The 15,842-nt window shown below is 56.4% G+C and carries 15 protein-coding genes; 10 read left to right on the top strand and 5 right to left on the bottom strand.

Going from position 1 to position 15,842, the window contains the following annotated elements; translation table 11 throughout:
* Nucleotides 1-478 (top strand): hypothetical protein (locus AABZ39_17280; protein ID MEK6796534.1); only part of this gene is annotated, 478 nt, incomplete at its 5' end.
* A 140-nt stretch (nt 479-618) separates the two neighbouring features.
* Here the strand turns inward: AABZ39_17280 and AABZ39_17275 are convergent.
* Nucleotides 619-1,800 carry an acyl-CoA dehydrogenase family protein gene (locus tag AABZ39_17275; GenBank protein MEK6796533.1) on the bottom strand — a complete coding sequence of 394 codons (1,182 nt, stop codon included), beginning with the start codon at nt 1,798-1,800 and terminating at the stop codon, nt 619-621.
* Between the two features lie 166 nt (nt 1,801-1,966).
* On the opposite strand from AABZ39_17275, the gene AABZ39_17270 reads away from it, so the two are divergent.
* The gene (locus tag AABZ39_17270) at nt 1,967-3,466 is read left to right on the top strand and encodes a CNNM domain-containing protein (protein MEK6796532.1); all 1,500 of its coding nucleotides are present in this window, start codon (nt 1,967-1,969) and stop codon (nt 3,464-3,466) included.
* 48 nt (nt 3,467-3,514) lie between these two features.
* Here the strand turns inward: AABZ39_17270 and AABZ39_17265 are convergent, their stop codons facing one another.
* From AABZ39_17265 to AABZ39_17250, 4 genes are read right to left on the bottom strand one after another with little or no spacing between them, the layout of a single operon-like run.
* A complete protein-coding gene (locus tag AABZ39_17265; protein ID MEK6796531.1) occupies nt 3,515-4,132 on the bottom strand; it encodes a L,D-transpeptidase in 618 nt (205 codons plus the stop codon).
* 32 nt (nt 4,133-4,164) lie between these two features.
* Entirely contained in the window at nt 4,165-4,719 is a 555-nt protein-coding gene (folE, locus tag AABZ39_17260) for a GTP cyclohydrolase I FolE (protein ID MEK6796530.1), read from the bottom strand.
* Between the two features lie 25 nt (nt 4,720-4,744).
* Nucleotides 4,745-5,875: a sensor domain-containing diguanylate cyclase gene (locus AABZ39_17255; GenBank protein MEK6796529.1), complete on the bottom strand. Its 1,131-nt coding sequence runs from the start codon at nt 5,873-5,875 to the stop codon at nt 4,745-4,747.
* A gap of 21 nt (nt 5,876-5,896) precedes the next feature.
* Nucleotides 5,897-7,606, bottom strand: a complete 1,710-nt coding sequence (locus tag AABZ39_17250; protein MEK6796528.1) for a phospho-sugar mutase — start codon at nt 7,604-7,606, stop codon at nt 5,897-5,899.
* Between the two features lie 178 nt (nt 7,607-7,784).
* On the opposite strand from AABZ39_17250, the gene gltA reads away from it, so the two are divergent.
* The 8 genes from gltA to AABZ39_17210 all read left to right on the top strand — a co-directional run.
* Nucleotides 7,785-9,194: an NADPH-dependent glutamate synthase gene (gltA, locus tag AABZ39_17245; protein MEK6796527.1), complete on the top strand. Its 1,410-nt coding sequence runs from the start codon at nt 7,785-7,787 to the stop codon at nt 9,192-9,194.
* 40 nt (nt 9,195-9,234) lie between these two features.
* Nucleotides 9,235-10,587 (top strand): GH1 family beta-glucosidase, encoded by a 1,353-nt coding sequence (locus AABZ39_17240; protein MEK6796526.1) that lies wholly within the window; start codon nt 9,235-9,237, stop codon nt 10,585-10,587.
* Nucleotides 10,588-10,663: 76 nt separating this feature from the next.
* Complete coding sequence (locus AABZ39_17235; protein MEK6796525.1) at nt 10,664-11,848, top strand: OmpA family protein; 1,185 nt, start codon at nt 10,664-10,666, stop codon at nt 11,846-11,848.
* Between the two features lie 203 nt (nt 11,849-12,051).
* On the top strand, nt 12,052-13,137 hold the full coding sequence (locus AABZ39_17230; GenBank protein ID MEK6796524.1) for a peptidoglycan DD-metalloendopeptidase family protein: 1,086 nt from the start codon (nt 12,052-12,054) through the stop codon (nt 13,135-13,137).
* Between the two features lies 1 nt (nt 13,138).
* Nucleotides 13,139-13,927: an ABC transporter permease gene (locus AABZ39_17225; protein ID MEK6796523.1), complete on the top strand. Its 789-nt coding sequence runs from the start codon at nt 13,139-13,141 to the stop codon at nt 13,925-13,927.
* Between the two features lies 1 nt (nt 13,928).
* Entirely contained in the window at nt 13,929-14,627 is a 699-nt protein-coding gene (gene rnc, locus AABZ39_17220; GenBank protein MEK6796522.1) for a ribonuclease III, read from the top strand.
* A 20-nt stretch (nt 14,628-14,647) separates the two neighbouring features.
* Nucleotides 14,648-14,953: a hypothetical protein gene (locus AABZ39_17215; protein ID MEK6796521.1), complete on the top strand. Its 306-nt coding sequence runs from the start codon at nt 14,648-14,650 to the stop codon at nt 14,951-14,953.
* Between the two features lie 93 nt (nt 14,954-15,046).
* The coding region (locus AABZ39_17210; GenBank protein MEK6796520.1) for an aldo/keto reductase at nt 15,047-15,842 on the top strand (796 nt) is incomplete at its 3' end.

Raw genomic sequence — 15,842 nt, 5'->3', positions numbered from 1 at the left:
GAACGGGAATAGAACTCCTTCGAGCAGGAATATCGGTTATTCTCTGGTCGGAGATATTTCGGTGAGAGGGAATAGTTCGTTTGCCGGGAATCCAGGCCTTAAAGCGGCACAAGCCGTGATCAATGCGCTCCCTATCGATCATCGGTACATCTTGCAGCTCTATTCCGACGGATATTCATCGTCTGAGATCGCTCTGGCGGTGGAGAGACCGGCGGGCACGGTGCGGAGCATCTGCTCGCGGCTCCTTGCTGCTATCCGTGCAGCGTATGAGAAGGTCATGCTCGACAATGTTCCCGCGAAAGCGGCATCGTCCGTTGTTGCCGCCGATAGAGACACGGGATCCGGTGAAAAATACCTTCCCATTCCGAAAGTCGAATACCCTTTCGAATGGTTGCATGTCGTTCCATGTATCATGGACTGGATATTGAATGTGCTCATGCTGCGGCTTCTATGCAGATATGGCACTTTATACCGATGATCCAACGCGGCGCCACGGAGGGCAAAAAAAAGCGCGAGCCGTAGCACACGAGGTGCGAGGCACGCGCTTCGCCATGGAGGGCGAAAAAAAAAGCGCGAGCCCTTGCGGAACCCGCGCCTCTTCGATGATCGTGTCAGTCCCTAACCGATATTCTTACCCGCAACCACATCGCGGATGATGCCCGCCGCGATCTCATTGCGCTGTATCTGGCTCGTACCTTCATAGAGCTGCGTGATCTTCGCATCGCGCATGAATTTTTCGAACGGATATTCGCGGGTGTAGCCGTAACCGCCTGCGATCTGCACCGCATCCGTGGTCACCGACATTGCAGCCTCGGATGCGAGAAGTTTGCACATCGCGCTTTCCTTGCTGAACTTCTTGGCGCCTGCGTCTATCCACTTCGACGTGCTGTACAGGAGCGCGCGGACGGCTTCGACCTGGCTCTGCATGTTGGCGAGCATATGCTGTATCGCCTGAAAGCTCGTGATCGACTGGCCGAACTGTTTTCGTTCGTGCGCATACGGAATGATCTCATTGATAGAACCCTGTGCTATGCCGAGGGCCTGCGACGCGACGCCGGGGCGTGAATAGTTGAGCGTCTCAAGCGCGTGGATGAAACCCATGCCTTCCTTGCCGCCGACGATGTTGTCCACCGGGATCTCGCAATTGTCGAATATGAGCTGGCGTGTAGCGGATGCGCGTATGCCCATTTTCTTCTCGTGCGGGCCGAACGTGAACCCCGGCGTGCCCTTTTCGACGATGAAGCAGGAAACACCGCGCGAACCGCGCGCCTTGTCGGTCACGGCCATGACGGTGTAGATCTCAGCCTCGCCGGCATTGGTGATGAACTGCTTCGTGCCGTTCAACACATATTTCGCGCCCTTCTTGACCGCATTGGTCTTCATGGCGCCTGCATCCGAACCGGCGTCCGGCTCGGTAAGACCGAACGCAGCGAGGTGCTCACCGCTTGCGATCTTAGGGAGATATTTCTTCTTCTGTTCCGGTGTCGCGCCCACAAGGATAGGGAGCGTACCGAGCGCGGTAGCGGCAAGGCACAGCGATATGCCGCCGCAGACCTTCGACATTTCTTCGGTTGCAAGGACAAGGTTCGTGATGCCTTTGTCCGTGCCTTCGGTCATGCCGCCGTATTCAGCGGGGATGTAAATGCCGAACAGACCGGCCTCGCGGAGCTTTGCGACGATCTCCCAGGGGAAATGCTCTTCTTCGTCGAATTTCGCGCGTACCGGGCGTATTTCGTTCTCAGCGATCTCGCGTGCCAGATTTTTGACCTCAAGATTGACGTCAGATAGGAAATAATCCATCGATGCCTCCAATGGCGTAATGTGCGAAAGATTGTATCACATCGAAGGATATATTTCAACAACGATGTCCGTTCTTTTGGTGATGCGCCGTCGATATCCGTGTCCGCCGCATCGCTTGTGCTCTCCCCGATTTTCATGTACTATCGAAGGCAAGTCACTGCCAGCCATGGAAATAACGCTTTATATCATCGGTTTTCTGCTGCTTCTCGGGATGAACGCCTTCTATGTTCTTGCCGAATTCGCTGCGGTACGCATACGCAGTTCGCAGATAGAAGAAATGGTCGACCTCGGCGTAAAGGGCGCCCGCAATGCCCAGCATATACACGCCAATATGGATGAATTCCTCTCGGTATGTCAGGTCGGCATAACCTTCGCATCGATCGCCCTCGGTTTTGTCGGTGAGAGCATGGCGGTCAAGCTGATACTCCCGCAGCTGCACGGCAATGAGGTGATAAGCCATGTCATCGCGACCGTCGCGTCGGTCATCATGGTAAGTTTCATCCATATCCTTATCGGCGAGCAGGTCCCGAAGCTCTTCGCCATACGCCGCGCTGACACCATGGCGATATTCACCGCGCTTCCGCTCCGCTGGTCGAGGATGCTTTTCTATGCCCCGCTGTGGCTCCTCAACGCATGCTCCCACGCGATACTCCGCGCCATCGGTGTCGGCGATATGCCCACACATGAGAAGGTCTCCGAGGACGAACTGCGCATAATCCTCGAGCAGAGCCAGACGAGCGGCATCATGAGCTTTCGCCGTCTGCTTTTCATGGAGAACATATTCGATCTTGCCGACCTCAAGGCCAAGGATGCGATGAAGCATGTCTCGCTCATCAGTTCGCTCAGCGATGATATGCTGTGGTCCGATGTCATCGAGCGTGTTCGTAAGGACCGCCATTCCCGCTACCCGTTCATTGAGCGCGGAAAAACGCTCCCATCCGGATTCGTCCATATCAAATCGATATTCGCCGAGGAACGGCAGCCCGACCAGAAAGCCGAGCTCACCGAGCTGCTGAAGTCGCTTCGTGCGGTGGCCGATACTACCCCGCTTGAGCAGGTGCTCTCGGACATGCAGCGAAGCCGCCTGCACATGATGATGGTGACGCGCGACGGCGCATTTGCAGGCATCATCACGCTGGAGGATATACTTGAGGAGATCGTCGGGACCATCACCGATGAATTCGAGAACGACCCGCCGGTGTATCTTTCCGAGGTGCTCACTCCGCAGCGCATCATCCTGCATATTGAAGGTCTTTCCATCGTCGATGCGGTGCGCACCGCATTCATGCGCATCCCGGAGCAGGATCTTCCGGCACCGGGCGCGGCCATCGTCCGCGGCATCGCCGATCGTGAACGTGTCGCAAGCACCTATCTCGGGCACGGCGTGGCAATACCCCATGCGCGTCTTGAAGTGAACGCGGCAAGCCTCTTCATACTCAGGAGCGAAAAAGGGATACCGCTCGCGCGCAGCGGCACCGAGCGGATACATCTCATGTTCGTGATGATAACGCCGGCCGGACAGCCGCGCATTCACCAGAAGATACAGGCCCGCATCGCGCAATTGATGAGCAACAGCGAGATCATCGAAGACCGGATAATGGCAGCCGCCACCAATACGGAACTTTTTGAGGTGATCAAGACGGGCGAGCAGGCGAGCATCGACTGAATTCGTTCGCCGGCAGGAGCACTTCCGGATCGGCCGGGATACGGCCCCTTACCGCATGTATACGATGGTCCCGATCGGGACGGCATTGAAAAGCGCGATCACATCCGCATTACGCATCCGTATGCACCCGTGCGAGGCCTTGCGCCCGATAAGCCCCTCTTCATGCGTGCCGTGTATATAGATGCCCCGCGAGCGCGAGTCAACATCGCCGCCCTTGTTCACCCCGGGCTCAAGTCCGTCGAGCACGAGTATGCGCGTCAGCACCGGGTCGATGTCCTTGTCAACAGCATCGGTAAAGATCGGCGATATGCGCCCCGTTGCCTTGCACCATTCGAATATCATCCCCACTTTCGCGTGCGCGCCGGCCTTATCGTACACCTTGTGAAAACCGAGCGGTGTTCTGTAGCTCAGCTTCCGCGCGCCTTCACCGTATCGCGACGATGAAATGCCGTAATTGGTCATGATGCGGCCGTTCTTGATGAGAAAAAGCCTCTGCGATTCGACATCCACGATGATAAGATCGCGCTTCCCGTCATACCCGTACCGCTTCGCAGCCGTCGCAGCAATATCGCTCACGTACGCCTTGTCGAGAACAGGCACACCGAAGATATGCACCGAGAACGCGAACAATGCGCCGAGGAACACATATCGATATCCATTCTTCATCGGACCTTCATCCGCAATACGCGGCAGCGCGCTTATTTGCCTATCAGTCTGAGGAACTCATTGCGCGTGTTCGAGTTGCGCCGGAAGCAGCCGAGCATGACGCTTGTCACAAGCTCGGACCCCTGTTTCTCCACCCCGCGCATCATCATGCATAGATGCTTCGCTTCGATGATGACGCCGATGCCAAGGGGCTTCAACGACTTCATGAGCGCCTCCGCTATCTCATGGGTGAGCCGCTCCTGCAGCTGCAGCCGCCGCGAAAAAAGCTCGACGACGCGTGCGAATTTCGAGAGGCCGAGCACCTTGCCGTCCGGTATGTAGCCGATATGGCAGATGCCGAAGAACGGGATGATATGATGTTCACAGAGGCTGTAGAACTCTATATCCTTCACGATGACCATATCGCGCGTGTCCTCTTTGAACACGGCGCCCTTGAGTATATCGTCGATGGAACCGCGATACCCGCTCGTCAGATATTGTATGCTTTCTGAAAAACGCGCGGGCGTCCGCCGGAGACCTTCGCGTTCCGGATCTTCCCCGACAGCGGATAGTATCTTGTGTGCGGCGTCTTCTAGTTCCATAGGCATCCATGCATGTCCGGTATCGAGCTCATCAGGTCAGCGTGCTGTACGTATTCTTCCCGGCATTCTTAGATTTGTAAAGCGCTTTGTCAGCGGATTCGAAAAGCGTCGTCGATGTATCCCCATCCTCGGGGAACGTCGAAATGCCGATGCTCACGGTGAACGGGATGGCGCTGTTCTCCGGCTTCTGGTTCTCCGCGTTCACTTCCTGGAGTATCTTCTGGGCGACGTACTTCGCATCCGTCTTCGTCGTCGAGGGGAGCAGTATCACGAACTCATCGCCGCCGTAGCGGGCGGGCAGATCGATATCGTCGCGGGTGCAGGAAACGAGGATGCGCGAAAGCCGCGAGAGGGCGTGATCGCCTTCCTGGTGGCCGTGCGTGTCGTTCACATCCTTGAAATTATCGATATCGAGCAGTATGAGCGAGAAATTGGTATTATACCGTTTCGACCGCTTCACTTCGCTCTCGAATATCTTCATGAAATAATGTATGTTCGATATCTTGGTGAGGCTGTCGGTAATGGCCCATACGAAGAGCGTGAGCCGGTCCATCGTCGTCGCGGTGAAGTTCGTGATTATCTTGAGCGTCTCGATATCGTCATGATCGAACGGCCGCCCGCCGTCGTAGCGCGCGAGCTCGATGACGTTCACCACTTCTTCCTGCACCATGAGCGGTATGCAGATGACCGAACGCGCCCTGGCACGCAGTATGCGGTCCACCTTGGTGCTGTATCGCTCGTCTTTTTCAACGTCCTTTACAACGAGGATCTCCTTGCCTTCATAGCTCACACCGGCGAGGCTCTCCCCCGGCGCATATTCGACGCCAATGAGCTTGCTGCTGTGGCTCGCCAGGTCCAGCCGGCCATCCTTGTAGGTGAACGTATATTTATAATAGAGCTTGTTCTTCGACTTATCCATGACGAGGAGCGATCCGCGGTCGGCGGACACCGCCTCTATGGCGAAGCGTATCATCATGACATCGAGTATCTCGTTCTGATTGGGTTCAAGCGTATGGAGGAAATCGGCAAGATTGCGGATGATGCTGAAACCGCGGTTCTTACGCTTCAACTGGCGGCGCATCTTCGTGAGTTCGTAGGATGAGCGGACGCTTTTACCGGTCGTGCGTTTTATCCTGCCCTTACTGACGCGTTTAATGCTCATGCGCTTCCTTGAACGTCCCTATCACTTACCCGTCGCACCGACGATGGCATCGGCAAAAGCGCGTACTTTCGCCCGTGCCGTATCCCGCGCATCTTTTGCGACGTCCACAATGACCTCAAAATAGAACTTTATCTTCGGCTCCGTCCCCGACGGGCGCACCGTTATCTTGCTGCCGTCATCCAGGAAATACTGAAGCACGTCCGACGACGGCAATGCTACCGTTCCCGATACGACGCCGTGAGTATACGCCGTAAGCGTTTTATAGTCAATACATCGCGTCACCGCGTTCTTTCCTATCATTTCCGGCTGATCTGCCCGAAATCCCGCCATTATGGCCTTGATCTCTTCCTGTCCGTTCGCACCTTTTTTCGTCACCGAAATGCCTTCGGCGTAGAAATAGCCGTATTTCGCGTACATCGCGTTCAGGTAGTCCACAAGCGTCATTCCCTTCGATTTTGCATAGACAAGGAGCTCGGCAAGGAGCGAACTTGCCACGACGCCGTCCTTATCGCGGACGAAATCGCCGGCAAGATATCCATAACTCTCCTCGAAGCCGAAGAGGAACTTCTTGCCTTTCCGCTGCTCGATGCAGTCCGCTATCCATTTGAACCCGGTAAGGACATCGATGCATTCTACGCCGAAATCCTTCGCTATGGCTGCTGCAAGCTCGGTGGTCACGATCGTTTTCACGATAAAGCCGTTCTTCGGCAGCGTACCGCTCTCCTTTTTCGATGTAAGGATGTAATGCGCGATAAGCGACCCGATCTGATTGCCGGAAAGGAGCTCATACGTGCCATCGGCAAGGCGTATCGCCGCACCCACGCGGTCGCAGTCCGGGTCGGTGGCGATGACGAGCTCAGCGCCTATCGCTTTCGCTTTTTCGATACCGAGCTTGAGCGCCGACGGCTCCTCGGGATTGGGCGACGGCACCGTGGAGAAATTCCCGTCCTCCGTCATCTGCGCTTCAACCGGATGGACGCTGGTAAAGCCGTAGTTCGCGAGCGAGCGCGGCACGAGCATTGCCCCTGCGCCATGCAGCGGCGTGTAGACTATCTTCGTATCCGCGAATTTCGCGATGATGCCGGGGTTTATCGAAAGACTTTTCACGTCATTGAGATAGGGCTCGTCTATCTCCTTGTCTATCATCGTGATGCGGCTCGTATCGCCGCGTTTCACGCCGGTATCGGAAACCTTGTTTACTTCACCAATAATAGCCTTATCATGCGGGGGTATCACCTGTCCGCCGGTCTCCCAATACGCCTTATAGCCGTTGTATTCTTTCGGATTATGGCTCGCCGTTATCACGACGCCGGAAATGCATTTGAGCCTGCGCACCGCATACGACAGTTCCGGTGTGGGCCTCATCCCGGTAAAGAGATACACCGGTATGCCGTTGGATGAGAATATCTCGGCGGCCTCCATGGCGAATTCCTTCGAGCCGTTGCGCGAATCGTATGCCACCGCCACCGGTCGACCGACGGCATTCGCCTTCATGATGTAATTGGCAAGCCCCTGGGTAGCCTTCCCCACCGTATACCGGTTCATGCGATTCGTACCGACCCCGATAATGCCGCGAAGCCCGCCGGTACCGAAATCCAGGTCCGTGTAGAAAGCATCGGCGAGTGATACTTCATCGCCCGCCTTCAGGAGCGAACGTATCGCATCCTTCGTCGCATCATCATACGGCCCGGTAAGCCAGGAATCTATACGCTTTTGTATCCGTGCATCCATAGGGTGGGCCTCTTTTGAGAATGGATGGGCAGTATACAGGGGCCAGCAGGAAAATGCAATTTTTCCAACGGATTATGCATTGCGAAATCGGGAAAATGGCTTATTATACACTGTCTTTATATCATATGAACGTCTGAATTGAGCACTGCCAGGGCTCGTTCTGAGAAAAAGGAAGCGTATGAGCGACGTAAAAGTCAAACCGGGAAGCATTCCCCGCCAGCATATGCCGGAGCAGAAACCTGCCGACCGGGTGAAGAATTTTGACGAAGTGCTCTTCGGCTTTGACGAAGAGACGGCCGTCCTGGAGGCATCGCGCTGCCTCCAGTGCAAGAACGCCCCCTGCAAGGCCGGCTGTCCCGCGCGCGTACTCATCCCGGAGTTCATCGATCTCATCAGGAACAGGAAATTCCTCGACGCAGCGAAAAAGCTCAAGGAAACGAATTCGCTCCCCGCGGTATGCGGCCGTGTCTGCCCGCAGGAAACGCAATGCGAAACGCCCTGCGTACTCTCGAAGAAATTCGAGCCCGTGTCCATCGGCAAGCTTGAGATGTTCGCCGCGGACTTCGAGCGAAAGATGCGTGCACTGCCGGAGCCGGTGAGCGTTCCGAAGAACGGCCATTCCGTCGGTATCGTCGGCGGCGGCCCTGCCGGCATAGCCTGCGCAGGCGACCTCATACGCATGGGGTACGATGTTATCGTCTATGAAGCGCTCCACCAGATCGGCGGCGTGCTTGTGTACGGCATCCCTGAATTCCGTTTATCCAATGACACCGTCGACTACGAGGTGGAGAACCTGAAAAAGCTCGGCGTTGTCTTTAGAACGAACACACCCGTCGGGCTTGTGATATCAATGGAAGAGCTCCTTGCGAAGCACGATGCCCTCTTCGTCGGCACGGGCGCCGGGCTCCCGCAATTCCTCAGCATCGACGGCGAGAACCTGAACGGCGTCTATTCTGCGAATGAATATCTCACCCGGGTGAATCTCATGTCCGCATACCTTTTCCCGGAAGCGGACACACCGGTCATACGTCACAAGCGCATGGCGGTACTCGGCGGCGGCAATGTGGCGATGGACGCCTGCCGAACGGCGCTTCGTCTCGGGGCAGAGGCGGTATACTGCATCTATCGGCGCACCGAGGTGGAAATGCCCGCACGCGTCGAGGAAGTGCATCACGCGAAAGAAGAAGGCGTCATCTTCAAGCTCCTCCGCGCACCTATCGCCATCGTCGACAACGGGAACGGCTTCGTCGGCGGCATCAAAACGCAGGAGATGGTGCTCGGCGAACCGGACGAAAAGGGCAGACGCAAACCCGTCCCTGTGGAAGGCTCGTACGAGACGTTCGAAGTGGACGGCGTGGTCGTGGCCATCGGCAATAATCCCAATCCGCTCATCGCGAGATCGACACCAGAGATACAGACCAACAAATGGGGCAATATCATCGTCGATGAGAAACACATGACGGCAATGCCGGGCGTGTTCGCCGGCGGCGATATTTCCCGCGGCGCAGCGACGGTGATACTCGCCATCGGCGACGGCAAGGATGCGGCGACGTCGATGGACGCGTACATCAAACAGAAAAAGCAATAGCCCGTACGCATCGGGAACCCGCACGAATAGAGGAGCATCCATGTTCGATTATACTTTCCCGAAAGATTTTGTCTGGGGCGCAGCGACAGCGGCATTCCAGGTCGAAGGCGCAACTGACGAGGACGGCCGCGGCAAAAGCACGTGGGATACGTTCTGCGAACGCTCGGGGAAGGTCGTCGACAATGCGAGCGGGCGCATGGCCTGTGACCATTATCACCGCTACAAAGAAGATGTCGCTCTGCTCAAGTCGCTCAATGTGAACGCATACCGCTTCTCCATCGCCTGGCCGCGCATCTTGCCGACGGGCGAAGGCGAAGTGAACAGGAAAGGCGTCGAATTCTATGACCGTCTCATCGATGAGCTCCTTAAGGCGAACATCACGCCGTACATCACGCTTTTTCATTGGGACCTCCCGCAAGCGCTCGAGGACACATACGGCGGCTGGCGGAGCAAGGAAGTATCCAAGCGCTTCGCCGACTATGCGGCCGTATGCGCGCAGAAATACTCCGACCGCGTGAAGAACTGGATGACGATAAACGAGATCATGTGCTTCACGATAATGGCCTACCGCGATGACCGCCACGCGCCGGGAGGGCATGAGTCGCCGAAAGTCGTCAATCAGAGCGTGCACAATGCACTCTACGGACACGGCCTTGCGGTGAACGCGCTGCGATCGAACGCGAAGTCGCGGATCATGGTCGGTCTTGTCGAGAATCTTGCCGCTCCCTGGCCGGTGTACCGCACCGAGGCGAACGACATCGCCGCATCGAAAGCGTTCGCAGCCTTGAATCTCCAGCGCCTATTCCCGATATTCGAGGGCACATACCGCGAGGCGTTCATCAAGCAATGCGGTGCCGACGCCCCTGACTTCACGCCAGAAGAGATGAAGATCATCGGAACTCCCACGGATCTCATCGGCTACAATATCTACACCGGGAGCGCCGTCCGTCATGCGGATAACGACGCGGGATTCGAAGTGGTAGCTTTCCCCAACGACTTTCCGCGCACGGTCATGGGCGACTGGTGGGCGATAACCCCGCGTGCGATGTATCACACGCTGCGCCATACGAAGGAACATTTCGGGGACATAAGCGTGTTCATCACCGAGAACGGCATGGCCGCGAATGACAGCGAGACGGCGAACGGCGAAGTCCTCGATGTCGGCCGCGTGGAATACCTGCGCATGCATCTTGAGGAATTATCGAAGGCCGTCAACGAGGGGCTCAATCTCCGCGGCTATTTCGTCTGGTCGCTCATGGATAATTTCGAATGGTCGTTCGGCTACTCCAGGCGATTCGGTATCGTGCGCGTCAATTACGAGACGATGAAGCGTACGCCGAAACTCTCCGCTAAATTCTACGCCGATGTGATACGGGAATGCCGCGTGCTCTAGCGCGTACGCGAGCTTCCGCGCATCCCTTGTTTTTTCACCTATTGGTTATACTATGAAGCGATAAGCGAGGTGCCGTATGAAGCGCTCCATTCTCATGATCATTTTATTCGGCATCGCATGCTCCGCGGCATTCGGCTACAAGCTCCGCTGGGATGTCCCCGCGGGCAAGCGGCTTGAGGTCGTCAAGACCGCCGACGTGGAAGTGTTCATCAATTCCAAATTCAAAGAGCGCTACGAAGAACGGAACATCATCGATCTCACCTGTTACGCGCGCACCCCTGAAGGCGGGAAATTCAAGGGCGCCTTCTCGGTGTTCCGCCGCAAGGAGAAGCAAAGCGTTTTCACGCTCGACGCACGCTACTTTTCCGACTTTCTCATCTCCCCCACCGGGCAATTCACGGTTCCGAAAGAATATGTCATGCCCAATGTGCGCGATGTACCTGCGTTCCCCGATGAGGACGTTACGGTCGGTTCATCATGGACGGAGGCCGCACAGGACATACTCCTTGAGCCGTATCTCGCCATGAACGTGAGCGTGGATTATTTTTTCAGCGCCACCGAGCGCGAGAACGGGACGAATGTCGGCACTATCGACTACCGCTACACCATCGACAAGGACCTCACGCAGAAGCGCTTCCCGGCGAATTATCCGGCGAAGATATACGGCTTCGACTACACTACGCTCCGATGGGACCTCGACCGCAATCTGCCGATGGAGTCCGATGAATCCTATCGCATCATGTTCGTCATGGGAGACCTGCGTTCGGGCTATCAGAGCATGGAATACAAGATGAACATACGGAGCTTCTACCGCGTCTACGACCGTTTCGACGGGGCTGCGCAGGAAGAGGAGAAACGGGCGATAGAAAAGAACATCCCCAGGGACAGCGGCGTAACGGTCGCCACCAATGAGCGGGGCATCGTGCTCCGTCTCGGCGAGCTTCTCTTCGACACCGATTCCTATCGCCTGCGGCCGGACGCCTCGCGTGCGCTCGATGCGATACAGAACGTCCTTAAGGAGCGATACCCCGACCGCGAGATCATCGTCGAAGGGCATACGGACAATACGGGGAGTTCGCAATACAACAGAACGCTCTCTGAGAACCGCGCACAGACCGTCGCCGAAGCGATAAAGAAGGCGCTCAATACCGATAAGCTGTCGTTCCGCGGCTACGGCAAAGATGCGCCGATAGCAGAGAACAGCACGCCCGACGGAAGACAGAAGAACCGCCGCGTGGATGTTATCATCAAACTGAATTGAAACGCCGTAAAGAGATATTCGCGAAAAACACAATATTCCAACAGGGAACAGGTTCGCAAGCATCACTATCTCATAGAAATAGAGAACAGCGGGTTGCAACCCGCTGTTCTCTATTTTCGCGTAAACGAGTTTGACAGGAGAGACAGCCCGCTGTATACTTCCATCACTTTACAAGGCGACGGCATACCGCCGTCCGATCTTTCATGGACGATACATCACACACAATGGTTAGCGAACTCCCGCGGATGACCGTACGCACGCGCGTGGTGCACGGCGCAACGAAGGGCTTTCTTGCGATCTTTACGGCATCCGAACGCATTCTCCTCCCCGCGTTCCAGCTCCTCCTCGCAAAAAAAGAGCGGCTGCGCTCATCGCTTTCGCTCATCGCCACGATCACCATACTGCTCCTCGCCGTGATAACCGTGAAACTGCTTTCGCTCGGTGCCGTCGGCAACGACGAAACGCCGCTCGTTTCCGATTTCTACCGGCAGATAACATCGGGCATGAGCGCATCATCGCTCTATTCGGTCGGCGGGCTCACCTATGAAGCGCCGAAGCTGAAGCTTTCCCGCTACAAGGTGATGCCGAGCGATAATCTCTGGCTCATCTCCAAGCGTACGGGACTCCGCATGGACACCATTATCAGCATCAATAAGCTCAACAGCGCCGTGGGCATACATGCGGGCATGACGCTCCTCATCCCCAACCGCAACGGGATAATGTACACCGCGCGGGAAAAGGACACGCTCGCTTCGATCGCCGAGAAATATACCGCCGATAAGGGCGAAATATTGAAAGCGAATGAAATGCGCACAGATGAGATATCGAAAGGCGATATGCTATTCATCCCCGGCGGTCGGTTGTCCAATCTTGAGCGTGCCGAGCGGCTCGGGATATTGTTCATGTGCCCGCTGCCACCGTACTACAAATTCACCGGCGGTTTCGGCATGCGCCGCGACCCTTTCACCAGGGTGATGGCGTTCCATAAAGGCATCGACCTCGGCTATTACGAAGGCGCGCCGGTCTTTGCGGCGAAGGAAGGACAGGTGGTGTTCGTCGGCGATAAGCCCGGGTACGGGAATGTCGTTATCATTCAGCACCCCGGCGGGTATTCATCGTACTACGGCCACTTGAGCGCTTTCGCCACAGGCTACGGCGCGAACGTTCCCGCCGGAAAGGTTATCGGGTATGTCGGCAGCACGGGATATTCCACCGGAAGCCATGTCCATTTCGAGATACGCAAGGACGGCAGGGCCATCGATCCCCTGTCCGTGACATCGCTCAGGTAGCATGATGCGATTTGCAAAAGTGATATTCGCACGATTGGAAATAGTGTTCGCCGTCACGGGGGAATTCGTTCTCCTCATCGCCCAGACGGTGCGATTCACCTTCACGAGGAAATTCCCCTTCAAGCTCACCCTGTCGCAGATCGTACGCATCGGCGTCGGGTCGGTCGTCGTGAGCATCATCACATCGTTCTTTACCGGCATGGTCATGGCGCTGCAGATAAGCATGGCGCTTGAGGTGAAAATGGCGGGCATTTCGCAGTTCGTCGGTGCCATGGTTTCCAAGGCTATGATAAAGGAACTTTCTCCGGTGCTCACCGCGCTCGTCATCGCCGGGCGTATCGGGAGCGCCATTGCGGCGGAGATAGGCACCATGGAGGTGAGCGAGCAGATCGATGCGCTCAAAACGCTCAATACCGATCCGGTCGCCTACCTCGTCGTACCGCGTTTCTGGGCGGGCGTCATATCGATGCCGCTCCTCACGGCCATTGCCGATCTCATGGGCATTCTCGGCGGCGGCTTCGTCGCCTACACGATACTCAACATCAACGCGCAGAGCTACTTCGAACGCTCAACGATGATACTCACGCTCGGCGATATCGCGGGGAGCCTCATCAAAGCCGTGGTATTCGGCGTCTTCATCATCACCGTCGCCTGCCTCGTGGGTTTCCGCACCCGCGGCGGGGCCGACGGCGTCGGAAAAGCGACCACGTTCTCCGTGGTCATGGCGTTCATGCTCATACTCATCGGCGATTATTTCCTTACCGTTATCCTCAAGCTCTTCGGGATGTAGGATGAGCGATAATACGCCGGCACTTGATGAAATAGAACGTTCGCTCGGCATCGTTTTCACCGACAGGAACAATCTCCTCGAGGCATTGACGCATACGTCGTACACCAACGAAACGACGAATGCCGGCATGGACAACGAACGCCTCGAATTCCTCGGGGACGCCGTACTCGGGCTCATCATCGGCGACCATCTTTTCCGCACCTTCCCCGACCGCCCCGAGGGCGCACTTGCGAAGATGAAAAGCGTGCTCGTATCCGATAAAACGCTCGCCGACATCGCGGCAGGGCTTTCGCTCGGGAAATATCTGCGCCTGGGCGTCGGCGAAGAGCGCACCGGCGGACGCGAACGGCTTGCCACGCTCGAGAACACGCTCGAGGCTCTTATCGGCGCACTCTATCTCGACGGCGGTTTTCCGAACGCGCAGGCCTTCGTGCTCAGGATATTCAGGGAAAAATTCAGTGCCCTCGGCGGGAAAGGGCTCACCGTCGACTTCAAGACGGAACTGCAGGAACGTGTCCAGCAGAAACAGAAGGTAACGCCGGTGTATACGGTGACAAGCACTATCGGCCCCGAACACCGCAAACAGTTCTCGGTGGAGGTCGCGATACAGGGCACGGTATTCGGCCGCGGCGCAGGGTCGAACAAGAAGAACGCCGAGCAGGATGCGGCACGCGACGCACTCTCCCATGTTCACGAATAGATCGAAGGAGCGAACGAAGAATGAATTGCTGGCATTGCACGAAAGAGATCATCATCGCCGATAAGGTGATGCGCACGGACAGCTGTCCGCACTGCGACCGAGATATGCGCGTATGCAAGAACTGCCGGTTCTACGCACGCGGTGTGCATAACGACTGCCGCGAAACGAACGCGGAACTCATCGCCGACAAGGAACATGCGAACCTGTGCGACTATTTCGTTCCGAAGGGCGACGCCGCCCCCGAGAAAAAGACATCGATCAATCCCAATGGGCTTTTCAGTGACGGGGATAAGCCGAAAACGAAACCGGGGTCTCTGTTCAAGTAAAAACGGGGGTGTATCCTCATGCTCATCGATGGATCTCACCGTTGCTAAAATCCTGTCGCTCTGCTATGATACCCACGCTCAAGGAGCTGCACTATGCCGTATAAACCCGCCAAAGACCGCTATCAGACAATGAAGTACAACCGTGTCGGAAAGAGCGGACTGAAAATACCGGCGATATCGCTCGGGCTCTGGCAGAATTTCGGCGATGAGAACGACGAGGACGTATGCAAAAGCATCATCTATCGTGCGTTCGACATCGGCATCACGCATTTCGACCTTGCAAACAACTATGGCCCGCCCCCCGGGAGCGCCGAACGGAATTTCGGGAAGATACTGAAGACGATGAAGGGACTGCGCGATGAGATGATAATATCATCGAAAGCCGGCTACAGCATGTGGGACGGTCCCTACGGGGATATGGGTTCGCGAAAATATATCCTTGCCAGCCTCGATCAAAGCCTTTCACGCCTCGGGCTCGATTATGTCGACATCTTCTATCATCATCGCCCCGACCCTGAAACGCCGCTCGAGGAATCGATGGGTGCTCTTGCACACGCGGTGAAAAGCGGCAAGGCGCTCTATGCGGGCATCTCCAATTACAAACCGCCGGAGGCCTCGCGCGCGATACAGATACTCCGCGAGATGGGGACGCCCTGCCTCATCCATCAGCCGTCGTACTCCATGTTCAATCGCTGGATAGAGGATGGACTTCTCGAACTCCTCGGGCGCGAAGGTGTCGGCTGCATAGTCTTCTCGCCCCTTGCGCAGGGGCTTCTTACGGAACGATATCTCAAAGGCGTACCGGCGAATTCACGCGCAGCGAAGGGGCATTTCCTCAAGCGCGAGCATGTGACCGAAGACAAGATAGAAAAAGTGAAAAAGCTCAAAA

It is taken from the genome of Spirochaetota bacterium (genome assembly GCA_038043445.1).
GTDB lineage: Bacteria > Spirochaetota > Brachyspiria > Brachyspirales > JACRPF01 > JBBTBY01.
The sequence above is the reverse complement of the archived record's forward strand: the minus strand, read 5'-3'. Positions and strand labels throughout refer to the sequence as shown.

Bases quoted from the DNA above. Each gene is read 5' to 3' on its own strand.
- AABZ39_17275 (MEK6796533.1), bottom strand. From the start codon at position 1,800: ATGGATTATTTCCTATCTGACGTCAATCTTGAGGTCAAAAATCTGGCA.
- AABZ39_17270 (MEK6796532.1), top strand. From the start codon at position 1,967: ATGGAAATAACGCTTTATATCATCGGTTTTCTGCTGCTTCTCGGGATG.
- AABZ39_17265 (MEK6796531.1), bottom strand. From the start codon at position 4,132: ATGAAGAATGGATATCGATATGTGTTCCTCGGCGCATTGTTCGCGTTC.
- folE (MEK6796530.1), bottom strand. From the start codon at position 4,719: ATGCCTATGGAACTAGAAGACGCCGCACACAAGATACTATCCGCTGTC.
- AABZ39_17255 (MEK6796529.1), bottom strand. From the start codon at position 5,875: ATGAGCATTAAACGCGTCAGTAAGGGCAGGATAAAACGCACGACCGGT.
- AABZ39_17250 (MEK6796528.1), bottom strand. From the start codon at position 7,606: ATGGATGCACGGATACAAAAGCGTATAGATTCCTGGCTTACCGGGCCG.
- gltA (MEK6796527.1), top strand. From the start codon at position 7,785: ATGAGCGACGTAAAAGTCAAACCGGGAAGCATTCCCCGCCAGCATATG.
- AABZ39_17240 (MEK6796526.1), top strand. From the start codon at position 9,235: ATGTTCGATTATACTTTCCCGAAAGATTTTGTCTGGGGCGCAGCGACA.
- AABZ39_17235 (MEK6796525.1), top strand. From the start codon at position 10,664: ATGAAGCGCTCCATTCTCATGATCATTTTATTCGGCATCGCATGCTCC.
- AABZ39_17230 (MEK6796524.1), top strand. From the start codon at position 12,052: ATGGACGATACATCACACACAATGGTTAGCGAACTCCCGCGGATGACC.
- AABZ39_17225 (MEK6796523.1), top strand. From the start codon at position 13,139: ATGATGCGATTTGCAAAAGTGATATTCGCACGATTGGAAATAGTGTTC.
- rnc (MEK6796522.1), top strand. From the start codon at position 13,929: ATGAGCGATAATACGCCGGCACTTGATGAAATAGAACGTTCGCTCGGC.
- AABZ39_17215 (MEK6796521.1), top strand. From the start codon at position 14,648: ATGAATTGCTGGCATTGCACGAAAGAGATCATCATCGCCGATAAGGTG.